The following is a 20,122-nucleotide window of genomic DNA, read 5'->3' as shown; positions in this document are numbered from 1 at the left end:
ATTAATCTTCCAGTTTTGGCACCGGTGAGTCGTCCGGCGTTCTGACATGAACCTGTATAATACGTCGGCTGTCGGCCATTGCCACTTTGAACTGGTAACCGTCGATGTCAACGGTCTCGCCGCGTGCCGGAAGGTGGCCAAAGGCCTGCATCACCAGCCCGCCAATAGTATCGACCTCTTCATCGCTGAAATGGGTACTAAAGGCGTCGTTAAAGTCCTCAATCGAGGCCAGCGCGCGAACGGTCCAGGTGTGACGGCTAAGCTGACGGAAGTCGATATCCTCTTCTTCGTCATACTCATCTTCGATTTCGCCCACGATCAGCTCAAGGATATCTTCGATCGTGACGAGACCGGAAACGCCACCAAATTCATCAATAACAATCGCCATGTGGTAGCGCTGAGAGCGAAACTCTTTCAGCATCCGATCCACACGTTTACTTTCCGGCACAACCACGGCCTGGCGTAACACTTTTTCCATGCTGAAGGCTTCGGCATCGCTGCGCATAAACGGCAGCAGATCTTTCGCCATCAAAATCCCTTCAATGTGATCTTTATCTTCGCTGATGACCGGGAAACGCGAGTGTGCGGATTCGATGATCACATCGAGGCACTCGTCCAGAGGCTGGTTACGTTTCAGGGTGATCATCTGCGAGCGGGGGATCATGATGTCGCGAACGCGCTGGTCGGCGATGTCCATTACCCCTTCGAGCATTTCGCGCGTATCTTCATCGATAAGGTCGTTTTGCCCGGAATCACGAATCAGCTCCAGCAGTTCGTCACGGTTTTTAGGTTCGCCGTGGAAAAGCTGGTTCAGAATGAGGGAGAAAAATCCCTTTTTGGTGTTTGTCGTGTCGCTACTGTGTGAATTGTCGTCGCTCATGGCGTTTGTTAAGGGTTCTCTTGTTAGTTCAACGTTTACCGCCGCGCTATTTTCCTACGCGGCGGCATGTTAGTCAGTCGGTCGACTGACTATTCTTTCTCGGCAATGTACGGATCCTCATAGCCCAGAGCAAGCATTATCTCTGTCTCGAGGGACTCCATCTCTTCCGCTTCGTCATCTTCAATATGGTCGTAGCCGAGCAGATGCAGGCTACCGTGTACCACCATATGCGCCCAGTGCGCTTCCAGCGGTTTTTGCTGCTCTTTAGCTTCCTGTTCCACGACCTGGCGGCAGATGATCAGATCGCCCAGCAGCGGCATCTCAATTCCCGGTGGGGCTTCGAAGGGGAAAGAGAGCACGTTGGTCGGCTTATCTTTCCCGCGGTAGGTCAGGTTAAGCTCATGGCTTTCGGCTTCATCCACCAGACGAATCGTGACTTCTGATTCTTCCTGAAACTGGGGGATAACCGCATCCAGCCATGTCTGAAACTGCGCCTCTTCTGGCAAGCCGGAATTATCGTCACATGCCAGTTGTAAATCGAGGATCACCTGACTCATTTTTGTTCTTGCTCCTGCGCTTCGCGCTTACGTTCTGCGGCCAGTTCGGCCTTACGCTTCTGATCTGCTTCTTCCCATGCTTCATAAGCGTTAACGATGCGCGCCACAACCGGGTGACGGACCACGTCTTCGCTGTGGAAGAAGTTAAAGCTGATTTCGTCGACGTCGGCCAGCACTTCAATGGCATGGCGCAGACCCGATTTGGTGCTGCGCGGCAGGTCAATCTGCGTGACGTCACCGGTAATGACCGCTTTTGAGTTAAAGCCGATACGTGTCAGGAACATTTTCATCTGTTCGATGGTGGTGTTCTGGCTTTCATCGAGAATAATGAATGCATCATTCAGCGTACGGCCGCGCATATAGGCGAGCGGGGCAACTTCAATCACGTTACGCTCAATCAGCTTCTCCACTTTCTCAAAGCCGAGCATCTCGAACAGCGCGTCGTATAACGGACGAAGGTAAGGGTCAACCTTCTGGCTCAGATCGCCTGGCAGGAAGCCCAGTTTTTCACCCGCTTCCACCGCCGGACGGGTCAGCAGGATGCGACGAATCTCCTGGCGTTCGAGTGCATCAACCGCCGCGGCAACGGCCAGATAGGTTTTACCCGTACCCGCCGGGCCCACACCGAAGGTGATGTCATGGTCGAGAATGTTGGCGATGTACTGCGCCTGGTTTGGCGTACGCGGCTTAATGACGCCACGTTTGGTCTTAATATTGATGGCCTTGCCATAGTCCGGCACGCTTTCTGCGCTTTGCTCAAGCACGCGCGCCTCTTTGATCGCGAGGTGGATCTGTTCTGGCTCGATATCCTGTATTTCACCGCGCATTGGGGCGGTATCCACATACAGGCTACGCAGAATATCCGCAGCGGCGTTGACGCAGAGAGGGCGTCCGGTGAGTTTGAAATGATTATCGCGACGATTGATTTCGATACCCAGACGTCGCTCCAGTTGTTTGATGTTGTCATCAAACGGCCCGCACAGGCTCAGCAGGCGAGCGTTGTCTGCTGGCTCAAGGCTAATTTCACGCGTATCTATGTTCAAACTGTTCCTCTTTGATTGATTAACTGACCCGGTGCCACCTGGCGTAATAAAACGGTCATTACCGAAATTATTCACGCCATAGAATAAAGGCGCAAGCGTTGCGGAAGATATTGGGGGCGATGAGAGGAAATACAAGGCCTGCCGAAACGGCAGGCCGGATGGCGTTATGGCTGGTAAATACCGACGCCAGCGTCGCTTTCTTTGCGGGTGCGGGACATGACGGATTCCGGCGACTGTGCGATGCGCAGACCCATTTCGTCTTCGGTACGGACCACTTTTGCGCGCAGGGAGTTGGTCAGCACGTCGACAATCTCCACGTCCACAAATTTACCGACCATGTCTGGCGTGCCTTCAAAGTTCACGACGCGGTTATTTTCGGTGCGTCCTGACAGCTCCATAATGCTCTTACGGGAGGTGCCTTCTACCAGAATACGCTGGACGGTGCCGACCATACGACGGCTCCAGGCGTTGGCCTGCTGGTTGATACGCTCCTGCAGAATATACAGACGCTGCTTTTTCTCTTCTTCCGGCACATCGTCGACCATATCGGCCGCAGGAGTACCTGGACGCGCTGAGAAGATAAAGCTGTAGCTGACGTCAAAATTCACTTCGCCAATGAGCTTCATCGTGCGCTCAAAGTCATCCGTGGTTTCGCCCGGGAAGCCAACGATAAAGTCGGAGCTAATCTGGATATCAGGGCGGGCTTCACGCAGCTTGCGGATGATGGATTTGTACTCCAGTACCGTATGTGGACGTCCCATCAGGTTCAGCACGCGGTCGGAACCACACTGAATCGGCAAATGCAGGAAGCTCACCAGCTCTGGCGTATCGCGATACACATCAATGATGTCATCGGTAAATTCCATTGGGTGGCTGGTGGTGAAGCGAAGGCGGTCGATGCCGTCGATAGCGGCCACCAGGCGCAGCAGTTCTGCAAAGCTGCCGGTGGTACCGTCGTAGTTCTCACCGCGCCAGGCGTTGACGTTCTGGCCCAGCAGATGAATTTCACGCACACCCTGTGCCGCCAGTTGCGCCACTTCAAACAGAATGTCGTCGGTCGGACGGCTCACTTCTTCGCCGCGGGTATACGGTACGACACAATAGGTGCAGTACTTGTTACAGCCTTCCATAATGGAGACGTAGGCTGTTGGACCATCCGCGCGTGGTTCTGGCAGACGGTCAAATTTTTCGATTTCCGGGAAGCTTACGTCAACCACCGGGCGGCGATTCTCGCGAACGGCGTTGATCATCTCCGGCAGGCGGTGCAGCGTCTGCGGGCCAAAAATAATATCAACATAGTGAGCACGCTGGCGGATCAGTTTGCCTTCCTGCGAGGCCACACACCCACCCACGCCAATGATCACATCGGGTCTTTTGCGTTTGATAAGCTTCCAGCGGCCCAGTTGATGGAACACCTTCTCCTGCGCCTTCTCACGGATCGAACAGGTATTGAGCAGCAACACGTCCGCTTCGTTCGCGTTGTCAGTTAGTTGATACCCGTGCGTGGCATCCAGCAGATCGGCCATCTTGGATGAATCGTATTCGTTCATCTGACAGCCCCAGGTTTTTATATGGAGTTTTTTTGTCATCGACTTGCTCATGCTCAGGAATGCAGGGCGCGTATTGTAATGCTTTGCTGCGGTTGTGACCAGTATGAAGGTTGTCAACCTCAAGACCGAAAAAATCCGGTAAACTTAAGGTATATACCATTAAGGATAATTGACCATGACTCACCAACAAACCGAAATTGCCGTTGTCGGCGGCGGTATGGTCGGCGGCGCACTCGCGCTGGGGCTGGCGCAGCAGGGATTTGAGGTGACGGTTATCGAGCAGGCTGCCCCTGTTGCGTTTGACCCGACGGCAAAGCCGGATGTGCGAATTTCAGCTATCAGCGCCGCCTCTGTCGATCTGCTGCGCGGGCTGGGCGTCTGGGATGCCGTGCTCGGGATGCGCGCGCACCCTTACAGCCGTCTCGAAACCTGGGAGTGGGAGAATGCGCATGTCGCGTTTGATGCCGCTGAACTGAAGCTGCCCCGCCTGGGCTATATGGTGGAAAACACGGTCCTCCAGCTGGCGCTCTGGCAAGCCCTGGAGGCGCATCCGAAAGTGGCGCTGCGCGTCCCGGCGTCACTTAAAGCACTGCATCCCCACGAAGGCGGGTATTTGCTTGAGCTGGATAAGGGTGATGATCTGGCCGCGAGGCTTGTTGTCGGAGCGGATGGTGCCAACTCACAGGTCAGGCAAATGGCGGGAATTGGCGTTCATGCCTGGCAGTACCAGCAGGCGTGCATGTTGATCACCGTGCAGTGTGAGAATGACCCGGGTGAGAGCACCTGGCAGCACTTTACCCCGAATGGCCCGCATGCCTTTTTACCGTTGTTTGATCGCTGGGCGTCGCTGGTGTGGTATGACAAACCGGCGCGCATTCGTCAGTTGCAGGGGCTGTCAATGGAGCAGCTGCAGCGAGAGATCCATCAGCACTTCCCACGCCGTCTGGGCAACGTCATGCCGGTTGCCGCCGGGGCGTTTCCGCTTACCCGTCGCCATGCATTGCAGTATGCCCGTGCAGGGCTGGCGCTGGTGGGGGATGCGGCACACACCATTCACCCGCTGGCGGGGCAGGGCGTGAACCTGGGATACCGTGACGTTGAGGCTTTACTGGATGTGCTGGGCAATGCGCGCGCTCACGCGGAGGCCTGGGCCAGCCATCCGGTACTGAAACGTTACCAGACGCGACGTATGGCGGATAACTTTATCATGCAGTCGGGGATGGATCTGTTTTACGCCGGGTTCAGTAACGATCTTGGTCCGGTGCGCATTCTGCGTAACATTGGTTTGATGGCGGCGGAACGTGCCGGTGGGCTGAAGCGTCAGGCGCTGAAGTACGCATTAGGCCTTTAATCTGGGGCCTTCTCCTGCGGGAGAGGGCTTTCGGATGCGGTACATAATCCAACAAAAACAAAAAAGCCCGCAGAGCGGGCTTTTTTGTTACTAAGTGGCTGGGGTGCAGGGATTCGAACCCCGGAATGCTGGTATCAGAAACCAGAGCCTTACCGCTTGGCGACACCCCAATTGCGTTAAACAATGTGCTTAACGACTTTTTAAATTGGCTGGGGTACGAGGATTCGAACCTCGGAATGCCGGAATCAGAATCCGGTGCCTTACCGCTTGGCGATACCCCAACAATTTTTTCTCGTCTACCGAATCATTCGACAGATGACTAATTTGGTGGCTACGACGGGATTCGAACCTGTGACCCCATCATTATGAGTGATGTGCTCTAACCAACTGAGCTACGTAGCCAGTACTGCAATCTTCGATGGCTGGGGTACCTGGATTCGAACCAGGGAATGCCGGTATCAAAAACCGGTGCCTTACCGCTTGGCGATACCCCAATACCGCGGAGAACCGCAAAATCGAAGAAATATGGCTGGGGTACCTGGATTCGAACCAGGGAATGCCGGTATCAAAAACCGGTGCCTTACCGCTTGGCGATACCCCATCCGTGCAACGCTTACCTGGGAATGGTGCGGGAGGCGAGACTTGAACTCGCACACCTTGCGGCGCCAGAACCTAAATCTGGTGCGTCTACCAATTTCGCCACTCCCGCAAAAAAGATGGTGGCTACGACGGGATTCGAACCTGTGACCCCATCATTATGAGTGATGTGCTCTAACCAACTGAGCTACGTAGCCATCTTTTTTTCGCGTTACCTTATCGGCGTTGCGGGGCGCATTATGCGTATAGACCCTTGCAGCGTCAACACCTTTTTCAACGAAAATAGCCGGAATGTGACTGTTTGGTTAGGTTGCGAACAGCGTGACCGAATATTCGGCAATTATTGGTTATTTATCGTTTTTGGGGAGTGAAATAGGGGGCAAAAAAAATCAGGCCCCGCAGGGCCTGATTGGATGCTTTTCGATTACTTATAGGCAGACTGGTGTACGCCTACCGCACGTCCTGATGGATCGTTCATTGACTTGAAAGATTCATCCCATTCAATGGCTTTAGCCGAAGAACAGGCAACGGACGGGCCGCCCGGAACACACTCCGCCGCACTCGGCACCGGGAACAACTCTTCAAAGATTTCACGGTACAGATACGCTTCTTTGGAGCCTGGTGTGTTGTACGGGAAGCGGAAGCTCGCGGTTTCCAGTTGCTGATCGGAAACCTGTTTTGCCGCCACCTCTTTCAGGGTGTCGATCCAGCTATACCCGACACCGTCAGAGAACTGCTCTTTCTGACGCCATGCCACGCTCGCCGGCAGGTAGGATTCGAAACATTCACGCAGGATATGTTTCTCCATTTTGCCGTTGCCGCACATTTTGTCCTGCGGGTTGATGCGCATTGCCACGTCGAGGAATTTCTTATCCAGGAAGGGAACACGGGCTTCCACACCCCAGGCAGACATCGCTTTGTTGGCGCGTGCGCAGTCAAACATATGCAGCGCCTGCAGTTTACGTACTGTCTCTTCGTGCAGCTCTTTTGCGTTCGGCGCTTTGTGGAAATAGAGGTAGCCGCCAAACACTTCGTCAGACCCTTCACCGGAGAGCACCATCTTAATGCCCATCGCTTTGATCTTACGCGACATCAGGTACATCGGCGTGGAAGCGCGAATGGTGGTCACATCGTAGGTTTCGATGTGATAGATAACATCGCGGATCGCATCCAGGCCTTCCTGCACGGTGAAGTGGATCTCATGGTGCACGGTACCGAGATGGTTTGCCACTTCCTGCGCGGCTTTCAGATCCGGTGCGCCTTCCAGGCCCACAGCAAAGGAGTGCAGCTGCGGCCACCAGGCTTCTGAACGTTCCTGATCTTCAACACGACGCGCGGCGAATTTCTTGGTGATCGCGGAGATCACGGACGAGTCCAGCCCGCCGGAGAGCAGTACGCCGTAAGGCACATCTGACATCAGGTGGCTTTTAACAGAATCTTCCAGCGCCTGACGCAGTTCGGCTTTATCAGTCACGTTGTCTTTAACCGCATCATAGTCGAACCAGTCGCGCTGATAGTACTGACGGATCTCGCCGTCTTTACTCCACAGGTAACTTCCTGCCGGGAACTCTTTAATGGTGCGGCAAACCGGTACCAGGGCTTTCATTTCTGAGGCGACATAAAAGTTGCCGTGTTCATCGTGACCCATATACAGCGGGATAATACCAATATGGTCGCGGCCAATCAGATAGGCATCTTTTTCGCTGTCGTACAGGGCGAAGGCAAACATACCCTGCAGATCATCGAGGAATTCCGGGCCTTTCTCCTGATACAGCGCCAGGATCACTTCACAGTCAGAACCGGTCTGGAAGGCGTAACGGTCGCCGTACTCGGCGCGCAGCGCCTGATGGTTATAGATTTCACCGTTAACAGCCAGCGCGTGTGTTTTTTTCTCGTTATACAGCGGCTGCGCACCGGCGTTGACGTCAACAATGGACAGACGTTCGTGTGCCAGGATGGCTTTATCGCTGGCGTAAACGCCGGACCAGTCCGGGCCGCGATGGCGCATCAGGCGGGACAATTCGAGTGCCTTTTTACGCAGTTCGCCTGCGTCAGTTTTAATATCCAGTACGCCAAAAATTGAACACATAACCTTCTCCGTTAACCCTGTTGCTTTGTAATGTTGCTTGCTTATGAAAATGCCGCAAAGGGGGAGGGCGCGCAAGGGTTTTACGGGATAAAACGGAAATAGTGCAATGCTGATTGCCGAATAGTGAAAAACGAGCACTTCATGAACGCTTTTATTGATGATTATGCAATAAATCGGCTGTTTTGTTAGGTGTGGGTTTGTTTATCGGGCGTGAAAATAAAAAACCACGCGCTGAGGCGTGGTTTGGGATCAGATAATATCAATTTCTTCGACGGAGGGATAAATCCAGCTCGGTCGGAAGGGCATGGCGTCAATATCGTCGAGCGTGGAGACACCGGAAAGCACCAGAATGGTTTCCAGGCCCGCCTGGAATCCGGCCAGGATATCGGTGCGCAGGTTGTCGCCGACAATCACCGTTTCCTCAGAGTGTGCCTGCATCTTGTTCAGCGCGGCACGGATGATCCACGGGCTGGGCTTGCCCACGTAGAACGGTTTCCGGCCAGAGATCTTTTCGATACCGGCACACAGCGCGCCGCAGGCAGGGTAAAATCCACGGCCGTGGGTATCCGGGTTGGTGGCAATAAAACGCGCACCGTTGGCAACAAAGTAGGAGGCTTTGTGCATCATCTCCCAGTTATAGGAGCGCGTTTCGCCAACGATCACAAAGTCCGGGTTCACATCTGTGATGGTAAACCCTGCCTTATATAACTCGTGGATCAGCGCCCCTTCACCCACCACGTAGGCCTTTTTTCCTTCCTGGCGCTTGAGGAAATCAGCGGTGGCCATGGCAGAGGTATAAAACACGCTGTCCGGCACGTTGACGCCTGCTGTGGCAAAGCGGTTTGCCAGGTCCTGACCGGTCTGAGAAGGGTAGTTCGTGAGAAGAACCAGAGGCATTCCTTTGTCGATGATGCGGTGAAGAAACTCCGCAGCACCTGGTACAGCAACGTTGTCGTGCATCAGCACGCCGTCGATATCACAAATTACATTCTTAATGGTCATGGACATTCCGACATCAAAAAAAGAAGGCGTTACTATAAGACCCGATCAACTTTCCAGCAAATGTTGCAACAGAATACCGTTGAGCATGGCGCGTTTAACCAGCGCAAATGCGCCTATTGCTGAGCGATGGTCAAGCTTAGAACGAACGACGGGAAGGTTCTGGCGGAAGGCTTTCAGCGCCTGAGTGTTAATGCAGCCTTCAATGGCGGGCAGCAGGACCTTCTCGGCCTCCACAATCTCACCGGCGATCACCACTTTTTGCGGGTTAAACAGGTTGATGGCGATGGCGATGGTTTTACCCAGATGGCGACCCACCTGCTCAATAACTTCACAGGCCAGCGCGTCGCCTTTGTTGGCGGCTTTGCAGATAGTCCCTATCTTGCAATCGTCCAGCGTGACGCGGCTCTGGTAACCCTGTTCAAGCAGGTGGCGCACCCGCTGTTCAATCGCCGTGTTGGCGGCAATCGTCTCCAGACAGCCAAAGTTTCCGCAGTGGCAGCGTTCGCCAAGCGGCTCTACCTGAATATGACCAATCTCACCGACGTTACCGTTGCGGCCAATAAAAATGCGGCCGTTAGAGATGATGCCTGCCCCTGTCCCCCGGTGTACGCGCACCAGAATCGAATCTTCACAATCCTGGCTCGCACCAAAGTAGTGCTCTGCCAGGGCCAGAGAGCGAATGTCGTGCCCCACGAAACAGGTCACTTTAAAGCGTTTTTCCAGCGCATCTACCAGCCCCCAGTTCTCAACCTTTATATGGGGCATATAGCGGATCACGCCGCTTTCGGGGTCCACCAGGCCTGGCAGGATCACCGAGATCGCAATCAGTTCACGGATTTTGCGCTGACAGTTCTCGATAAAGTGTTCAATGGTATTCAGCAGCGCGTGTTCCAGCGTCTCCTGAGTGCGCTCCGGAAGCGGGTAGTGTTCTTCCGCGATGGCTTTGCTGCTCAGATCATAGAGTGTAAGGGTGGTGTCATGACGACCAAGACGGACGCCGATCGCCTGAAAATTGCGGGTTTCGGTAATAATGGAGATGGCGCGGCGGCCTCCGGTGGAGGCCTGCTGATCGACTTCTTTGATCAGTCCGCGCTCAATGAGCTGTCGGGTAATTTTTGTCACGCTGGCGGGAGCAAGCTGGCTTTGTTCGGCTATCTGAATGCGCGAGATTGGCCCGTGTTGGTCAATCAGACGATAAACCGCCGCGCTGTTAAGTTGTTTAACGAGATCGACATTACCGATTTGAGCTTGTCCGCCTGGTGTCATACTTTTACTTACTCAGTGACGACCTCGTTACCATTAACGATGGTCTTGATAATTTTATAATCGTGTGTGAATGCCGTCAGGTTTGCAACCATACCTGGTGCAATTCCGCCAAGCTGTTTATCTACGCCCATCGCGCGCGCAGGATAAAGGGTCGCCATACGCAGGACTTCATCAAGCGCAATCCCGCAATGTTCAACCAGGTTACGCACCCCTTCAATCATCGTCAGGGAGGAACCGCTCAGCGTACCGTTCTCATCAACACACAGTCCATTGCGGTAGTATATTGTTTTACCGGCAAAAATGAACTGCTCAATATTTGCCCCTGCCGGTGCGGTGGCATCGGTTACCAGACAGAGTTTGTCACCTTTCAGGCGCTTGGCGTTGCGAATGTTGGTGTAATCGACGTGCAAGCCGTCAGCAATAATGCCGCAGTAAACGTCCTGCTCATCGAGAATTGCCCCGACCAGCCCAGGTTCACGACCGGTGATATACGGCATCGCGTTGTACAGGTGCGTCGCAAAGGTAATGCCGGCGCGGAAACCTGCTTTCGCTTCTTTTTGCGTTGCGTTTGAATGGCCCGCTGAAACGACAATCCCGGCGGCGGCCAGTTTGCTGATAACGTCAGGTCCCGCGATTTCAGGAGCCAGCGTCACTTTGGTGATCACATCGGCGTTGGCACACAGGTAGTCGACCAGCTCAGCGTCAGGTTTACGCACGTAATCCGGGTTATGCGTCCCTTTTTTCACGATGTTCAGCCACGGTCCTTCAAGATGCAGACCCAGCGCCTGATTAGGGTGTTTTGCCAGGTAGTCGCGCATCACGCGGATACCCTGTTTCATGAGATCATCACTGCTGGTGATGAGGGTTGGCAGATAGCTGGTGCAGCCCGATTTCTCGTTGGCTTTCTGCATGATTTCCAGCGTGTCGACCGTCACCGCCTCCGCGGTATCATTAAATTGCACACCGCCGCAGCCGTTCAGCTGTACGTCGATGAAACCGGGGGAGATTACTGCTCCATTGAGTGAGCGCTGTTCAATCCCCGGCGGCAGCTCTGCCAGCGGGCAAACACGTTCAATCAGGCCATTGGCGATAACAATCGCATGGTCATCCAGAATATCATGGCCGGTATAAATCCGACCGTGGGTTAAAGCGTACATAACGACCCCCGGTTAAAAAAAGCGGCCGCCTCTAGATGAAGAGGCGGTTATTCAATTACAGACCTTTGATGTTCTCAGCTTCTAACTCGTTGAAGTATTTCAGCGTTTTCACTTTCAGCTCCATCGTGGACGGTTCGTCGCACACGATGACTGATTTTGGATGCAGCTGCAGGCAGCTGATGGTCCACATGTGGTTAACGTTGCCTTCAACGGCAGCCTGGAGCGCCTGCGCTTTCACGCCGCCCAGAACCAGAATCATCACTTCTTCGGCATCCAGCAGGGTGCCTACGCCTACGGTCAGGGCGTATTTTGGAACCTGGTTAACATCACCGTCAAAGAAGCGGGAGTTTGCCACGCGCGTGTCATGGGTCAGGGTTTTAATACGCGTACGGGAAGCCAGAGAAGAGGCCGGTTCGTTGAACGCGATATGGCCATCGTTGCCCACGCCACCCATGAACAGGTGGATTTTACCGTAGGAACGGATTTTTTCTTCATACTGACGGCATTCTGCGTCAATATCAGGCGCGTTTCCATTCAGCAGGTTAATGTTTTCAGCCGGAATATCAACGTGATCAAAGAAATTACGGTGCATAAAGCTATGGTAGCTTTCCGGATGATCCTTGGGTAAGCCGACATACTCATCCATGTTGAAGGTCACAACATGTTTAAAGCTAACCTGGCCTGCTTTATGCATCTCAACCAGGGCTTTATACGCGGTCAGCGGCGTGCCGCCGGTAGGAAGGCCGAGAACGAAAGGACGATCGGCGGTGGGTTTGAACGCGTTAATACGGTTAACGATATGACGGGCGGCCCATTTACCGACTTGTTCAGCAGTTGCCAGGGGAATCAGTCTCATTGTTCACCTCAAGAGTTAAAGTAGAAGAGTGGGCGGATGGCTATCGGAACCTGAACTAAGCGTAACCTGGAACCTTTCAGGCCGGATCAATCCGTCTTGATTTTTTGAATGATAAAATAAGTTTTCACTGTTAGCCAGAGAAAGGGAGGGTTATTAACGATATTTGGTGACAAAAATCACAAAAAATACGTGTTTAATTTGCGATACGAATTAATTTTTCACACACTCACAATGCCAGTGAATCATCAACTGTATTTATCGTTGTCGACACAATAAAAACATAGTTTATGCACGAGCCTTAATAAGGGTCTCGTAGGGGGAATAGGATGAATATTTTAGGTTTTTTCCAGCGCCTCGGTAGGGCTTTGCAGCTCCCTATCGCCGTGCTACCGGTTGCAGCACTGCTGCTGCGATTCGGGCAACCCGATCTGCTTAATGTGCCATTTATCGCGCAAGCGGGTGGCGCGATTTTTGACAATCTGGCGCTGATTTTCGCCATCGGTGTGGCATCCAGCTGGTCAAAAGACAGCGCGGGTGCAGCGGCGCTGGCCGGGGCTGTCGGTTACTTCATCCTGACGAAAGCGATGGTGACGATAAACCCAGAAATTAACATGGGCGTTCTGGCAGGTATCATTACCGGTCTGGTCGGCGGGGCTGTTTATAACCGTTGGGCGGGGATCAAACTGCCAGACTTCCTGAGCTTCTTCGGTGGAAAACGTTTTGTGCCGATTGCGACAGGCTTCTTCTGTCTGATTCTGGCCGCGATCTTCGGCTACATCTGGCCACCGGTGCAGCACGCTATCCATGCGGGCGGTGAGTGGATTGTTTCCGCTGGCGCAGTGGGTGCGGGTATCTTCGGTTTCATCAACCGTCTGTTGATCCCAACCGGCCTGCATCAGGTGCTGAACACCATTGCCTGGTTCCAGATTGGTGAGTTTACCAACGCCGCGGGCGCGGTATTCCACGGGGATATCAACCGCTTCTATGCAGGTGACGGCACCGCGGGCATGTTCATGTCGGGCTTCTTCCCTATCATGATGTTTGGTCTGCCGGGCGCGGCGCTGGCTATGTACCTGGCCGCACCGAAAGCGCGTCGTCCAATGGTTGGCGGGATGCTGCTGTCAGTTGCCATCACCGCGTTCCTGACCGGTGTTACTGAGCCGCTGGAATTCCTGTTCATGTTCCTGGCTCCGCTGCTGTACCTCATGCACGCTGTGCTGACGGGTATTAGCCTGTTTGTTGCAACGCTGCTGGGTATCCATGCGGGCTTCTCCTTCTCCGCCGGCGCGATCGACTACGTGTTGATGTACAACCTGCCCGCGGCGAGCAAGAACGTCTGGATGCTGGTCGCAATGGGTCTGGTGTTCTTCGTTATCTACTTCGTTCTGTTTAGCGCAGTCATTCGTATGTTTAACCTGAAAACACCAGGCCGCGAAGATACGAAAGACGACATCGTTACTGGCGAAGCTAACAGCAATACCGAAGAAGGGCTGACCCAGCTGGCAACCAATTATATTGCCGCAGTAGGCGGTACGGATAACCTGAAAGCTATCGATGCATGTATTACCCGTCTGCGCCTGACGGTAGGTGATTCTGCGCGCGTTAACGATGCCATGTGTAAACGCCTTGGCGCATCCGGCGTGGTGAAACTGAACAAGCAGACCATCCAGGTTATCGTGGGTGCGAAAGCGGAATCGATTGGCGATGAAATGAAGAAAGTGGTTGCCCGTGGACCGATCGCGGCTTCTGCAGCGAACAGCGCGCCAGTGACGGAAGCCCCGGTGGCAAAACCGCAGGCCGTCCCTAACGCAACGACCATTGCCGCGCTGGTTTCACCGATTACCGGTGAAGTGGTTGCGATTGAGCAGGTGCCTGACGAAGCGTTTGCCAGCAAAGCTGTCGGTGACGGTGTGGCGGTGAAACCAACGGACAAAACCGTGGTGTCACCGGCTGCCGGGACCATCGTTAAAATCTTCAACACCAACCATGCGTTCTGCCTCGAAACTGAAAAGGGCGCGGAGATCGTTGTCCATATGGGTATCGATACCGTCGCGCTGAACGGTCAGGGCTTTACTCGCCTGGTGGAAGAGGGGGCCGACGTGGTGGCAGGTCAGCCGATTCTGGAAATGGATCTGGATTACCTGAACGCTAACGCGCGCTCCATGATTAGCCCGGTCGTTTGCAGCAATATCGACGACTTCAGCGGCCTGGTGATTCAGGCGAAAGGTCAGGTCGTTGCGGGCCAGACGCCACTGTATGAGATTAAAGGCAAGTAATCGCTCCTGAGTAGAGTCATGCCTTAAGCGGCGGGGGTTTTCCTCCGCCGCTTTTTTTTGCAGCAATTGCCCCCATTATTTTCTTCAGAGACGTTTTAAGGGTTGTCACTACGTCCGGCTTATAAGATCATATGCCGTTATACGTTGTTTACGCTTTGAGGAATCCACGATGAGTGAGGCTGAAGCCCGCCCGAGTAACTTTATTCGTCAGATCATCGATGAAGATCTGGCCAGTGGTAAGCACACCACAGTTCATACCCGTTTCCCGCCGGAGCCAAACGGCTACCTGCATATTGGTCATGCAAAATCGATCTGCCTGAACTTTGGCATCGCGCAAGACTACCAGGGACAGTGCAACCTGCGTTTCGATGACACCAACCCAGTAAAAGAAGACATCGAATACGTTGAGTCTATTAAGAATGACGTGCAATGGCTGGGCTTCAACTGGTCTGGCGATATCTGCTACTCCTCTGACTATTTTGATCAGCTGTACGCCTATGCGGTCGAGCTTATCAATAAAGGTCTGGCGTATGTCGACGAGCTGTCTGCTGACGAGATCCGCGAATACCGCGGCACGCTGACCGCGCCGGGTAAAAACAGCCCGTTCCGCGATCGCAGCGTTGAGGAGAACCTGGCGCTGTTTGAAAAAATGCGTGCGGGTGGCTTCGAGGAAGGTAAAGCGTGCCTGCGTGCCAAAATCGACATGGCATCTCCGTTCATCGTGATGCGCGATCCGGTTCTGTACCGTATCAAGTTCGCTGAACACCATCAGACCGGTAACAAGTGGTGCATTTACCCGATGTACGACTTTACCCACTGCATCAGCGATGCGCTGGAAGGCATTACGCACTCCCTGTGTACGCTGGAGTTCCAGGACAACCGCCGTCTGTACGACTGGGTTCTGGATAACATCACGATCCCGGTGCATCCGCGTCAGTACGAATTCTCTCGTCTGAATCTGGAATACACGGTGATGTCCAAGCGTAAGCTGAACCTGCTGGTAACCGACAAGCACGTTGAGGGCTGGGACGATCCGCGTATGCCAACCATCTCGGGTCTGCGTCGCCGTGGTTATACTGCCGCGTCTATTCGCGAGTTCTGTAAGCGCATCGGCGTGACCAAGCAGGATAACACCATTGAGATCGCCTCTCTGGAATCCTGCATCCGTGAAGATCTGAACGACAACGCGCCGCGCGCAATGGCCGTCATCGATCCGGTAAAACTGGTTATCGAAAACTACCCGCAGGGCGCGAGCGAAATGGTCTCCATGCCTAACCATCCGAACAAACCGGAAATGGGGACCCGTGACGTGCCGTTCAGCGGTGAAATCTGGATCGATCGTGCTGACTTCCGCGAAGAAGCGAACAAGCAGTACAAGCGTCTGGTGCTGGGTAAAGAGGTGCGTCTGCGTAACGCATACGTGATCAAAGCTGAGCGTGTTGAGAAAGATGCGGAAGGGAATATCACCACCATCTTCTGCTCTTACGACGCTGAAACCCTGAGCAAAGATCCGGCAGATGGCCGCAAAGTGAAAGGCGTGATCCACTGGGTAAGTGCAACACATGCGCTGCCGGTTGAAATTCGCCTGTACGATCGTCTGTTCAGCGTGCCTAACCCAGGTGCAGCAGAAGACTTCCTGGCGACAATCAACCCGGAATCTCTGGTCATCAAGCAGGGTTATGCTGAGCCGTCTCTGAAAGCCGCTGAAGCGGGCAAAGCGTTCCAGTTCGAACGTGAAGGCTACTTCTGCCTCGACAGCCGTCACAGTACCTCGGAAAAACCGGTGTTTAACCGTACCGTTGGTCTGCGTGATACCTGGACTAAAGTCGGCGAATAATAACGCTGCTCTGGTCAATGAGAGACAAACGCCGCGTAATGCGGCGTTTTTTTATTGAATGATCATATCGTTAAGCGCGAGCAAAAATAATGTCTGCGCAATATTCAGGTCAATGTGGTGCTACTTATTTTTCTAAAAAAAGTTTGTATATTTCTGAAAATAGTGAAGGCCTGAAAATAACCAGTAATTTACACAATTACTGACTTAAATTTAATGACTTGCCCCGCCAAATCTCGTCTCCCGCTAAATGTTACAAAGCACTACTAATTATGTGCACTTCGTCATAATCCTGACTTTTGCCCACGGAAAAGCATTGATAATTCGCGTCGCGAAAAATAACCTAAAGGCGGTAGTTAATTCGAGGGTATTTCTGACTACCCCTGACCTTTTGGTCTTTTATATTTTTCGCCGTTCAGGCGTTTTAATTCGTCAAAGAGGAATAATCTATGCGTACGTTCAGTGGCAAACGTAGTGCGCTGGCGCTGGCTATCGCCGGTGTGACAGCAATGTCAGGCCTGGTGATTGCGCCAGAGGCTAAGGCAGCAGGTTTCATCGAAGATTCTACCCTCACGGGCGGTATTTATTACTGGCAGCGTGAACGTGACCGTAAAGACGTTACCGAAGACAAATACAAAACCAACCTTTCTCACTCTACCTGGAATGCCAACCTCGACTTCCAGTCAGGCTATGCCGCCGATATGTTCGGCCTGGATATTGCCGCATTCACGGCAATCGAAATGGCGGAAAATGGCGACAGCGGACACCCGAACGAAATTGCCTTCTCGTCCAGCAATAAGGCCTATAAAGAAGACTGGTCCGGCGATAAAAGCGGTATCAGCCTGTATAAAGCCGCTGCAAAATTCAAATATGGTCCAGTCTGGGCGCGCGGCGGATATATTCAGCCAACTGGCCAAACCCTGTTAGCGCCACACTGGAGTTTTATGCCTGGTACTTACCAGGGCGCTGAAGCCGGCGCTAACTTTGACTACGGTGATGCGGGTGCGTTGAGTTTCTCCTATATGTGGACCAACGAATACAAAGCCCCGTGGCATATCGAAATGGATAAGTTTTACCAGAACGATAAAAAGACCAAAGTGGATTACCTCCACTCGCTGGGTGCGAAGTACGATTTTAAAAACGACCTTGTGTTAGAAGCCGCCTTTGGTCAGGCTGAAGGTTATATCGATCAGTATTTTGCCAAAGCCAGCTACAAGTTTGATATCGCAGGGAGTCCGTTGAGTACCAGTTACCAGTTCTACGGCACGCGAGACAAAGTCAGCGATGGTGGCGTCAACGATATTTATGACGGCACGGCCTGGCTGCAGGCGCTGACCTTTGGCTACAAAGTGGGGCAGGTGGATTTGCGTCTGGAAGGGACATGGGTGAAGGCGGAAGGGCAGCAGGGCTACTTCCTGCAGCGTATGACCCCGACTTACGCATCTTCCAACGGTCGTCTGGATATCTGGTGGGATAACCGCTCTGACTTCAACGCCGATGGCGAAAAAGCGGTCTTCTTCGGCGCAATGTATGACCTGAAAAACTGGAACCTGCCGGGCTGGGCGGTGGGCGCCTCCTACGCGTATGCCTGGGACGCCAAACCGGGCGACATGGCCACACCGGATGCGTACTACGATCCGAACTACCGTCTGAAAGAGTCCTCTTACAGCCTGGATGCCATCTATACCGTGCAGGACGGACGTGCGAAAGGCACGATGTTCAAGCTGCACTTCACGCAGTATGACAACCACTCTGATATTCCAAGCTACGCGGGCGGTTACGGCAACATCTTCCAGGATGAACGTGACGTGAAATTCATGGTTATCGCACCATTCACTATCTTCTGATGAACGCTCCGGCGGGTTCCGTCCCGCCGGAATGGAGACTGCACATGATGAAAAAAATGGTAATCGTCGCGTTGCTGGCCTCGGGGCTGGTGGCTTGCGCCCAGGACCCGGCACCGAAAGAAGATTCTCGCCTGAAGGAGGCTTACAGCGCCTGCATTAACACCGCTGAAGGCTCACCGGAGAAAATTGAAGCCTGCCAGAGCGTGCTGAATGTGCTGAAGAAAGAGAAGGCGCATGAGCAGTTTGCGACGCAGGAAAATGTTCGCGTGATGGACTATCAGGCCTGCATTCAGGCGCGTAAAACCGGTAACGATCAGGAAGTGGCGAAGCGTTGCGACCAGATCTGGAAGGAAATACGCAGTAACAACGGAAATTAATTAAGTGTGTTAAGGCCCGGTGGCGCTGTGCTTACCGGGCTTTTTTTCGCCGGGTGACAGGCAAAAAAAAGCCAACCTTGCGGCTGGCTCAGAGTATGAAAGTTCGACTTATTTGGCGTCGTGTGCGTGATCGTCTTCGCGGCAATCACCTTCAGCACAGTGACCATACAGATACAGGCTATGGTTGGTCAGGCGGATACCATGACGAGCAGCGATTTCACGCTGACGTGCTTCGATGGAATCATCGCTAAATTCAATGACCTTGCCACAATCCAGGCAGATCAGGTGATCGTGGTGCTGCTGCTGGGTCAGTTCGAATACAGATTTACCGCCTTCGAAATTATGACGGGTAACAATGCCCGCGTCATCAAACTGGTTCAGCACGCGATAGACGGTTGCCAGCCCAATCTCTTCACCCATGTCGATAAGACGCTTGTAAAGGTCTTCCGCACTGACATGGTGATTGTCTGGACCCTGAAGCACTTCAAGGATTTTTAACCGAGGAAGCGTAACTTTCAGGCCAGCCTTCTTTAATGCGGTATTGTTGTCAGTCATGCGGAATCTGTCCTGTTGCTAAACGATTCACTTCTGGAGGAAGTGACAGAAAATGCACCTGGAATAATGCGTCTCATTATAGAACTGCCATGGCTAAATGAAAACTGCAAGTCTCAGGCAAAGTATGCTTATAAAAACGTGGTATCACCGACAAACTTACTCAATGGCACCCCATTTTACCTGGGAGACATTGTACAGGTCTGGGCGAAAAAGTTAAAAGATTGTAGCGATTAATTTAATCGTTTGACCCGGTTCCTGGGCGCAACCGGGGTTGCGCCACAATAACAATCAGGCGTTAAGAATATCGTCCAGGTGCAGTTCTTCGCGGATCTGCTTCACCCACTTCTCAACGCGCTCTGCGGTCAGTTCTGGCTGACGGTCTTCGTCGATCGCCAGACCCACGAAGTGGTCGTCATCGGCCAGGCCTTTAGACGCTTCGAAGTGATAACCTGCAGTCGGCCAGTGGCCTACGATAACTGCACCATTCGGTTCAATGATATCGCGGATAGTGCCCAGCGCGTCACAGAAGTACTCAGCGTAGTCTTCCTGATCGCCGCAGCCAAACAGGGCGACCAGCTTGCCGTTGAAGTCCACTTCTTCCAGCGTCGGGAAGAAATCATCCCAGTCACACTGGGCTTCACCGTAGTACCAGGTTGGGATACCCAGCAACAGGATGTCATAGCCTTCGAGATCTTCTTTGCTGCTCTTGGCGATGTCATGCACATCGGCAACGTCTTTACCGAGCTGTTTTTGAATGTTTTTTGCGATATTTTCGGTATTGCCGGTATCACTGCCGAAGAAAATGCCGATGATTGCCATGAGTAAAATAACCTCTTGAAACTTAATGGTATGGTGGCGCAATTTGTCCACGGATAAGGGCAATAA

16 protein-coding genes and 7 tRNA genes are annotated in these 20,122 nt (G+C 53.1%); 5 read left to right on the top strand and 18 right to left on the bottom strand.

Annotated elements, in window-relative coordinates; genetic code table 11:
• Position 1: 1 nt before the first annotated feature.
• The 4 genes from corC to miaB form a co-directional block, all read right to left on the bottom strand.
• Positions 2 to 880, bottom strand: coding sequence for a CNNM family magnesium/cobalt transport protein CorC (corC, locus tag QE396_RS10585; protein WP_020884989.1), 879 nt, complete (start codon positions 878 to 880; stop codon positions 2 to 4).
• A gap of 89 nt (positions 881 to 969) precedes the next feature.
• A complete protein-coding gene (gene ybeY, locus QE396_RS10580; protein WP_014169133.1) occupies positions 970 to 1,437 on the bottom strand; it encodes an rRNA maturation RNase YbeY in 468 nt (155 codons plus the stop codon).
• Entirely contained in the window at positions 1,434 to 2,480 is a 1,047-nt protein-coding gene (locus QE396_RS10575) for a PhoH family protein (RefSeq protein WP_020884987.1), read from the bottom strand. The genes ybeY and QE396_RS10575 overlap by 4 nt, the downstream gene beginning before the upstream one ends.
• 164 nt (positions 2,481 to 2,644) lie before the next feature.
• A complete protein-coding gene (gene miaB, locus QE396_RS10570; protein WP_020884986.1) occupies positions 2,645 to 4,069 on the bottom strand; it encodes a tRNA (N6-isopentenyl adenosine(37)-C2)-methylthiotransferase MiaB in 1,425 nt (474 codons plus the stop codon).
• Positions 4,070 to 4,205: 136 nt separating this feature from the next.
• Here miaB and ubiF point away from each other — a divergent pair, with 136 nt between their 5' ends.
• Positions 4,206 to 5,381: a 3-demethoxyubiquinol 3-hydroxylase gene (gene ubiF, locus QE396_RS10565; RefSeq protein WP_047366144.1), complete on the top strand. Its 1,176-nt coding sequence runs from the start codon at positions 4,206 to 4,208 to the stop codon at positions 5,379 to 5,381.
• Between the two features lie 95 nt (positions 5,382 to 5,476).
• Here ubiF and QE396_RS10560 read toward each other — a convergent pair.
• The 12 genes from QE396_RS10560 to nagB form a co-directional block, all read right to left on the bottom strand.
• Positions 5,477 to 5,551: transfer RNA gene (locus QE396_RS10560), tRNA-Gln, on the bottom strand.
• 36 nt (positions 5,552 to 5,587) lie between these two features.
• Positions 5,588 to 5,662: transfer RNA gene (locus QE396_RS10555), tRNA-Gln, on the bottom strand.
• A 44-nt stretch (positions 5,663 to 5,706) separates the two neighbouring features.
• Positions 5,707 to 5,783 (bottom strand) — tRNA-Met (locus QE396_RS10550).
• A 17-nt stretch (positions 5,784 to 5,800) separates the two neighbouring features.
• Positions 5,801 to 5,875: transfer RNA gene (locus QE396_RS10545), tRNA-Gln, on the bottom strand.
• Positions 5,876 to 5,907: 32 nt separating this feature from the next.
• A tRNA-Gln gene (locus QE396_RS10540) sits at positions 5,908 to 5,982 on the bottom strand.
• Positions 5,983 to 6,005: 23 nt separating this feature from the next.
• Positions 6,006 to 6,090, bottom strand: a tRNA-Leu gene (locus QE396_RS10535).
• A gap of 8 nt (positions 6,091 to 6,098) precedes the next feature.
• A tRNA-Met gene (locus QE396_RS10530) sits at positions 6,099 to 6,175 on the bottom strand.
• Between the two features lie 227 nt (positions 6,176 to 6,402).
• Positions 6,403 to 8,067 carry an asparagine synthase B gene (asnB, locus tag QE396_RS10525; protein WP_010428626.1) on the bottom strand — a complete coding sequence of 555 codons (1,665 nt, stop codon included), beginning with the start codon at positions 8,065 to 8,067 and terminating at the stop codon, positions 6,403 to 6,405.
• Positions 8,068 to 8,316: 249 nt separating this feature from the next.
• Positions 8,317 to 9,069: a ribonucleotide monophosphatase NagD gene (gene nagD, locus QE396_RS10520; protein ID WP_020884984.1), complete on the bottom strand. Its 753-nt coding sequence runs from the start codon at positions 9,067 to 9,069 to the stop codon at positions 8,317 to 8,319.
• A gap of 45 nt (positions 9,070 to 9,114) precedes the next feature.
• The gene (locus QE396_RS10515; RefSeq protein WP_047366143.1) at positions 9,115 to 10,335 is read right to left on the bottom strand and encodes an N-acetylglucosamine repressor; all 1,221 of its coding nucleotides are present in this window, start codon (positions 10,333 to 10,335) and stop codon (positions 9,115 to 9,117) included.
• 8 nt (positions 10,336 to 10,343) lie between these two features.
• Positions 10,344 to 11,492 (bottom strand): N-acetylglucosamine-6-phosphate deacetylase, encoded by a 1,149-nt coding sequence (gene nagA / locus QE396_RS10510; RefSeq protein ID WP_014169141.1) that lies wholly within the window; start codon positions 11,490 to 11,492, stop codon positions 10,344 to 10,346.
• Between the two features lie 55 nt (positions 11,493 to 11,547).
• The gene (nagB, locus tag QE396_RS10505) at positions 11,548 to 12,348 is read right to left on the bottom strand and encodes a glucosamine-6-phosphate deaminase (protein WP_008501061.1); all 801 of its coding nucleotides are present in this window, start codon (positions 12,346 to 12,348) and stop codon (positions 11,548 to 11,550) included.
• 326 nt (positions 12,349 to 12,674) lie between these two features.
• Between nagB and nagE the strand changes: the two genes are divergently transcribed.
• The 4 genes from nagE (at position 12,675) to chiQ (ending at position 18,682) form a co-directional block, all read left to right on the top strand.
• Positions 12,675 to 14,624 (top strand): PTS N-acetyl glucosamine transporter subunit IIABC, encoded by a 1,950-nt coding sequence (gene nagE / locus QE396_RS10500; RefSeq protein ID WP_032677692.1) that lies wholly within the window; start codon positions 12,675 to 12,677, stop codon positions 14,622 to 14,624.
• Positions 14,625 to 14,793: 169 nt separating this feature from the next.
• Complete coding sequence (gene glnS, locus QE396_RS10495; RefSeq protein WP_040016939.1) at positions 14,794 to 16,461, top strand: glutamine--tRNA ligase; 1,668 nt, start codon at positions 14,794 to 14,796, stop codon at positions 16,459 to 16,461.
• A 446-nt stretch (positions 16,462 to 16,907) separates the two neighbouring features.
• Complete coding sequence (chiP, locus tag QE396_RS10490) at positions 16,908 to 18,305, top strand: chitoporin ChiP (protein ID WP_020884980.1); 1,398 nt, start codon at positions 16,908 to 16,910, stop codon at positions 18,303 to 18,305.
• Between the two features lie 47 nt (positions 18,306 to 18,352).
• Positions 18,353 to 18,682, top strand: coding sequence for a ChiQ/YbfN family lipoprotein (gene chiQ / locus QE396_RS10485; RefSeq protein WP_025204664.1), 330 nt, complete (start codon positions 18,353 to 18,355; stop codon positions 18,680 to 18,682).
• A gap of 108 nt (positions 18,683 to 18,790) precedes the next feature.
• On the opposite strand, the gene fur is transcribed toward chiQ, so the two are convergent.
• Both fur and fldA read right to left on the bottom strand, forming a co-directional pair.
• Complete coding sequence (fur, locus tag QE396_RS10480) at positions 18,791 to 19,237, bottom strand: ferric iron uptake transcriptional regulator (protein ID WP_014169146.1); 447 nt, start codon at positions 19,235 to 19,237, stop codon at positions 18,791 to 18,793.
• Positions 19,238 to 19,525: 288 nt separating this feature from the next.
• Positions 19,526 to 20,056 (bottom strand): flavodoxin FldA, encoded by a 531-nt coding sequence (fldA, locus tag QE396_RS10475; protein WP_008501067.1) that lies wholly within the window; start codon positions 20,054 to 20,056, stop codon positions 19,526 to 19,528.
• Positions 20,057 to 20,122: the final 66 nt, after the last annotated feature.

Source organism: Enterobacter sp. SORGH_AS_0287 (assembly GCF_031453695.1).
Classification (GTDB): Bacteria; Pseudomonadota; Gammaproteobacteria; order Enterobacterales; family Enterobacteriaceae; genus Enterobacter; species Enterobacter ludwigii.
This window is presented reverse-complemented; position numbering and strand designations above follow the sequence as displayed.

Excerpts from the sequence above, each read along its gene's own strand:
- ubiF (WP_047366144.1), top strand. The coding sequence starts at position 4,206 with ATGACTCACCAACAAACCGAAATTGCCGTTGTCGGCGGCGGTATGGTC.
- glnS (WP_040016939.1), top strand. The coding sequence starts at position 14,794 with ATGAGTGAGGCTGAAGCCCGCCCGAGTAACTTTATTCGTCAGATCATC.
- QE396_RS10515 (WP_047366143.1), bottom strand. The coding sequence starts at position 10,335 with ATGACACCAGGCGGACAAGCTCAAATCGGTAATGTCGATCTCGTTAAA.
- chiP (WP_020884980.1), top strand. The coding sequence starts at position 16,908 with ATGCGTACGTTCAGTGGCAAACGTAGTGCGCTGGCGCTGGCTATCGCC.
- ybeY (WP_014169133.1), bottom strand. The coding sequence starts at position 1,437 with ATGAGTCAGGTGATCCTCGATTTACAACTGGCATGTGACGATAATTCC.
- nagA (WP_014169141.1), bottom strand. The coding sequence starts at position 11,492 with ATGTACGCTTTAACCCACGGTCGGATTTATACCGGCCATGATATTCTG.
- fur (WP_014169146.1), bottom strand. The coding sequence starts at position 19,237 with ATGACTGACAACAATACCGCATTAAAGAAGGCTGGCCTGAAAGTTACG.
- miaB (WP_020884986.1), bottom strand. The coding sequence starts at position 4,069 with ATGACAAAAAAACTCCATATAAAAACCTGGGGCTGTCAGATGAACGAA.
- corC (WP_020884989.1), bottom strand. The coding sequence starts at position 880 with ATGAGCGACGACAATTCACACAGTAGCGACACGACAAACACCAAAAAG.
- chiQ (WP_025204664.1), top strand. The coding sequence starts at position 18,353 with ATGAAAAAAATGGTAATCGTCGCGTTGCTGGCCTCGGGGCTGGTGGCT.
- nagB (WP_008501061.1), bottom strand. The coding sequence starts at position 12,348 with ATGAGACTGATTCCCCTGGCAACTGCTGAACAAGTCGGTAAATGGGCC.
- nagD (WP_020884984.1), bottom strand. The coding sequence starts at position 9,069 with ATGACCATTAAGAATGTAATTTGTGATATCGACGGCGTGCTGATGCAC.
- fldA (WP_008501067.1), bottom strand. The coding sequence starts at position 20,056 with ATGGCAATCATCGGCATTTTCTTCGGCAGTGATACCGGCAATACCGAA.
- nagE (WP_032677692.1), top strand. The coding sequence starts at position 12,675 with ATGAATATTTTAGGTTTTTTCCAGCGCCTCGGTAGGGCTTTGCAGCTC.
- asnB (WP_010428626.1), bottom strand. The coding sequence starts at position 8,067 with ATGTGTTCAATTTTTGGCGTACTGGATATTAAAACTGACGCAGGCGAA.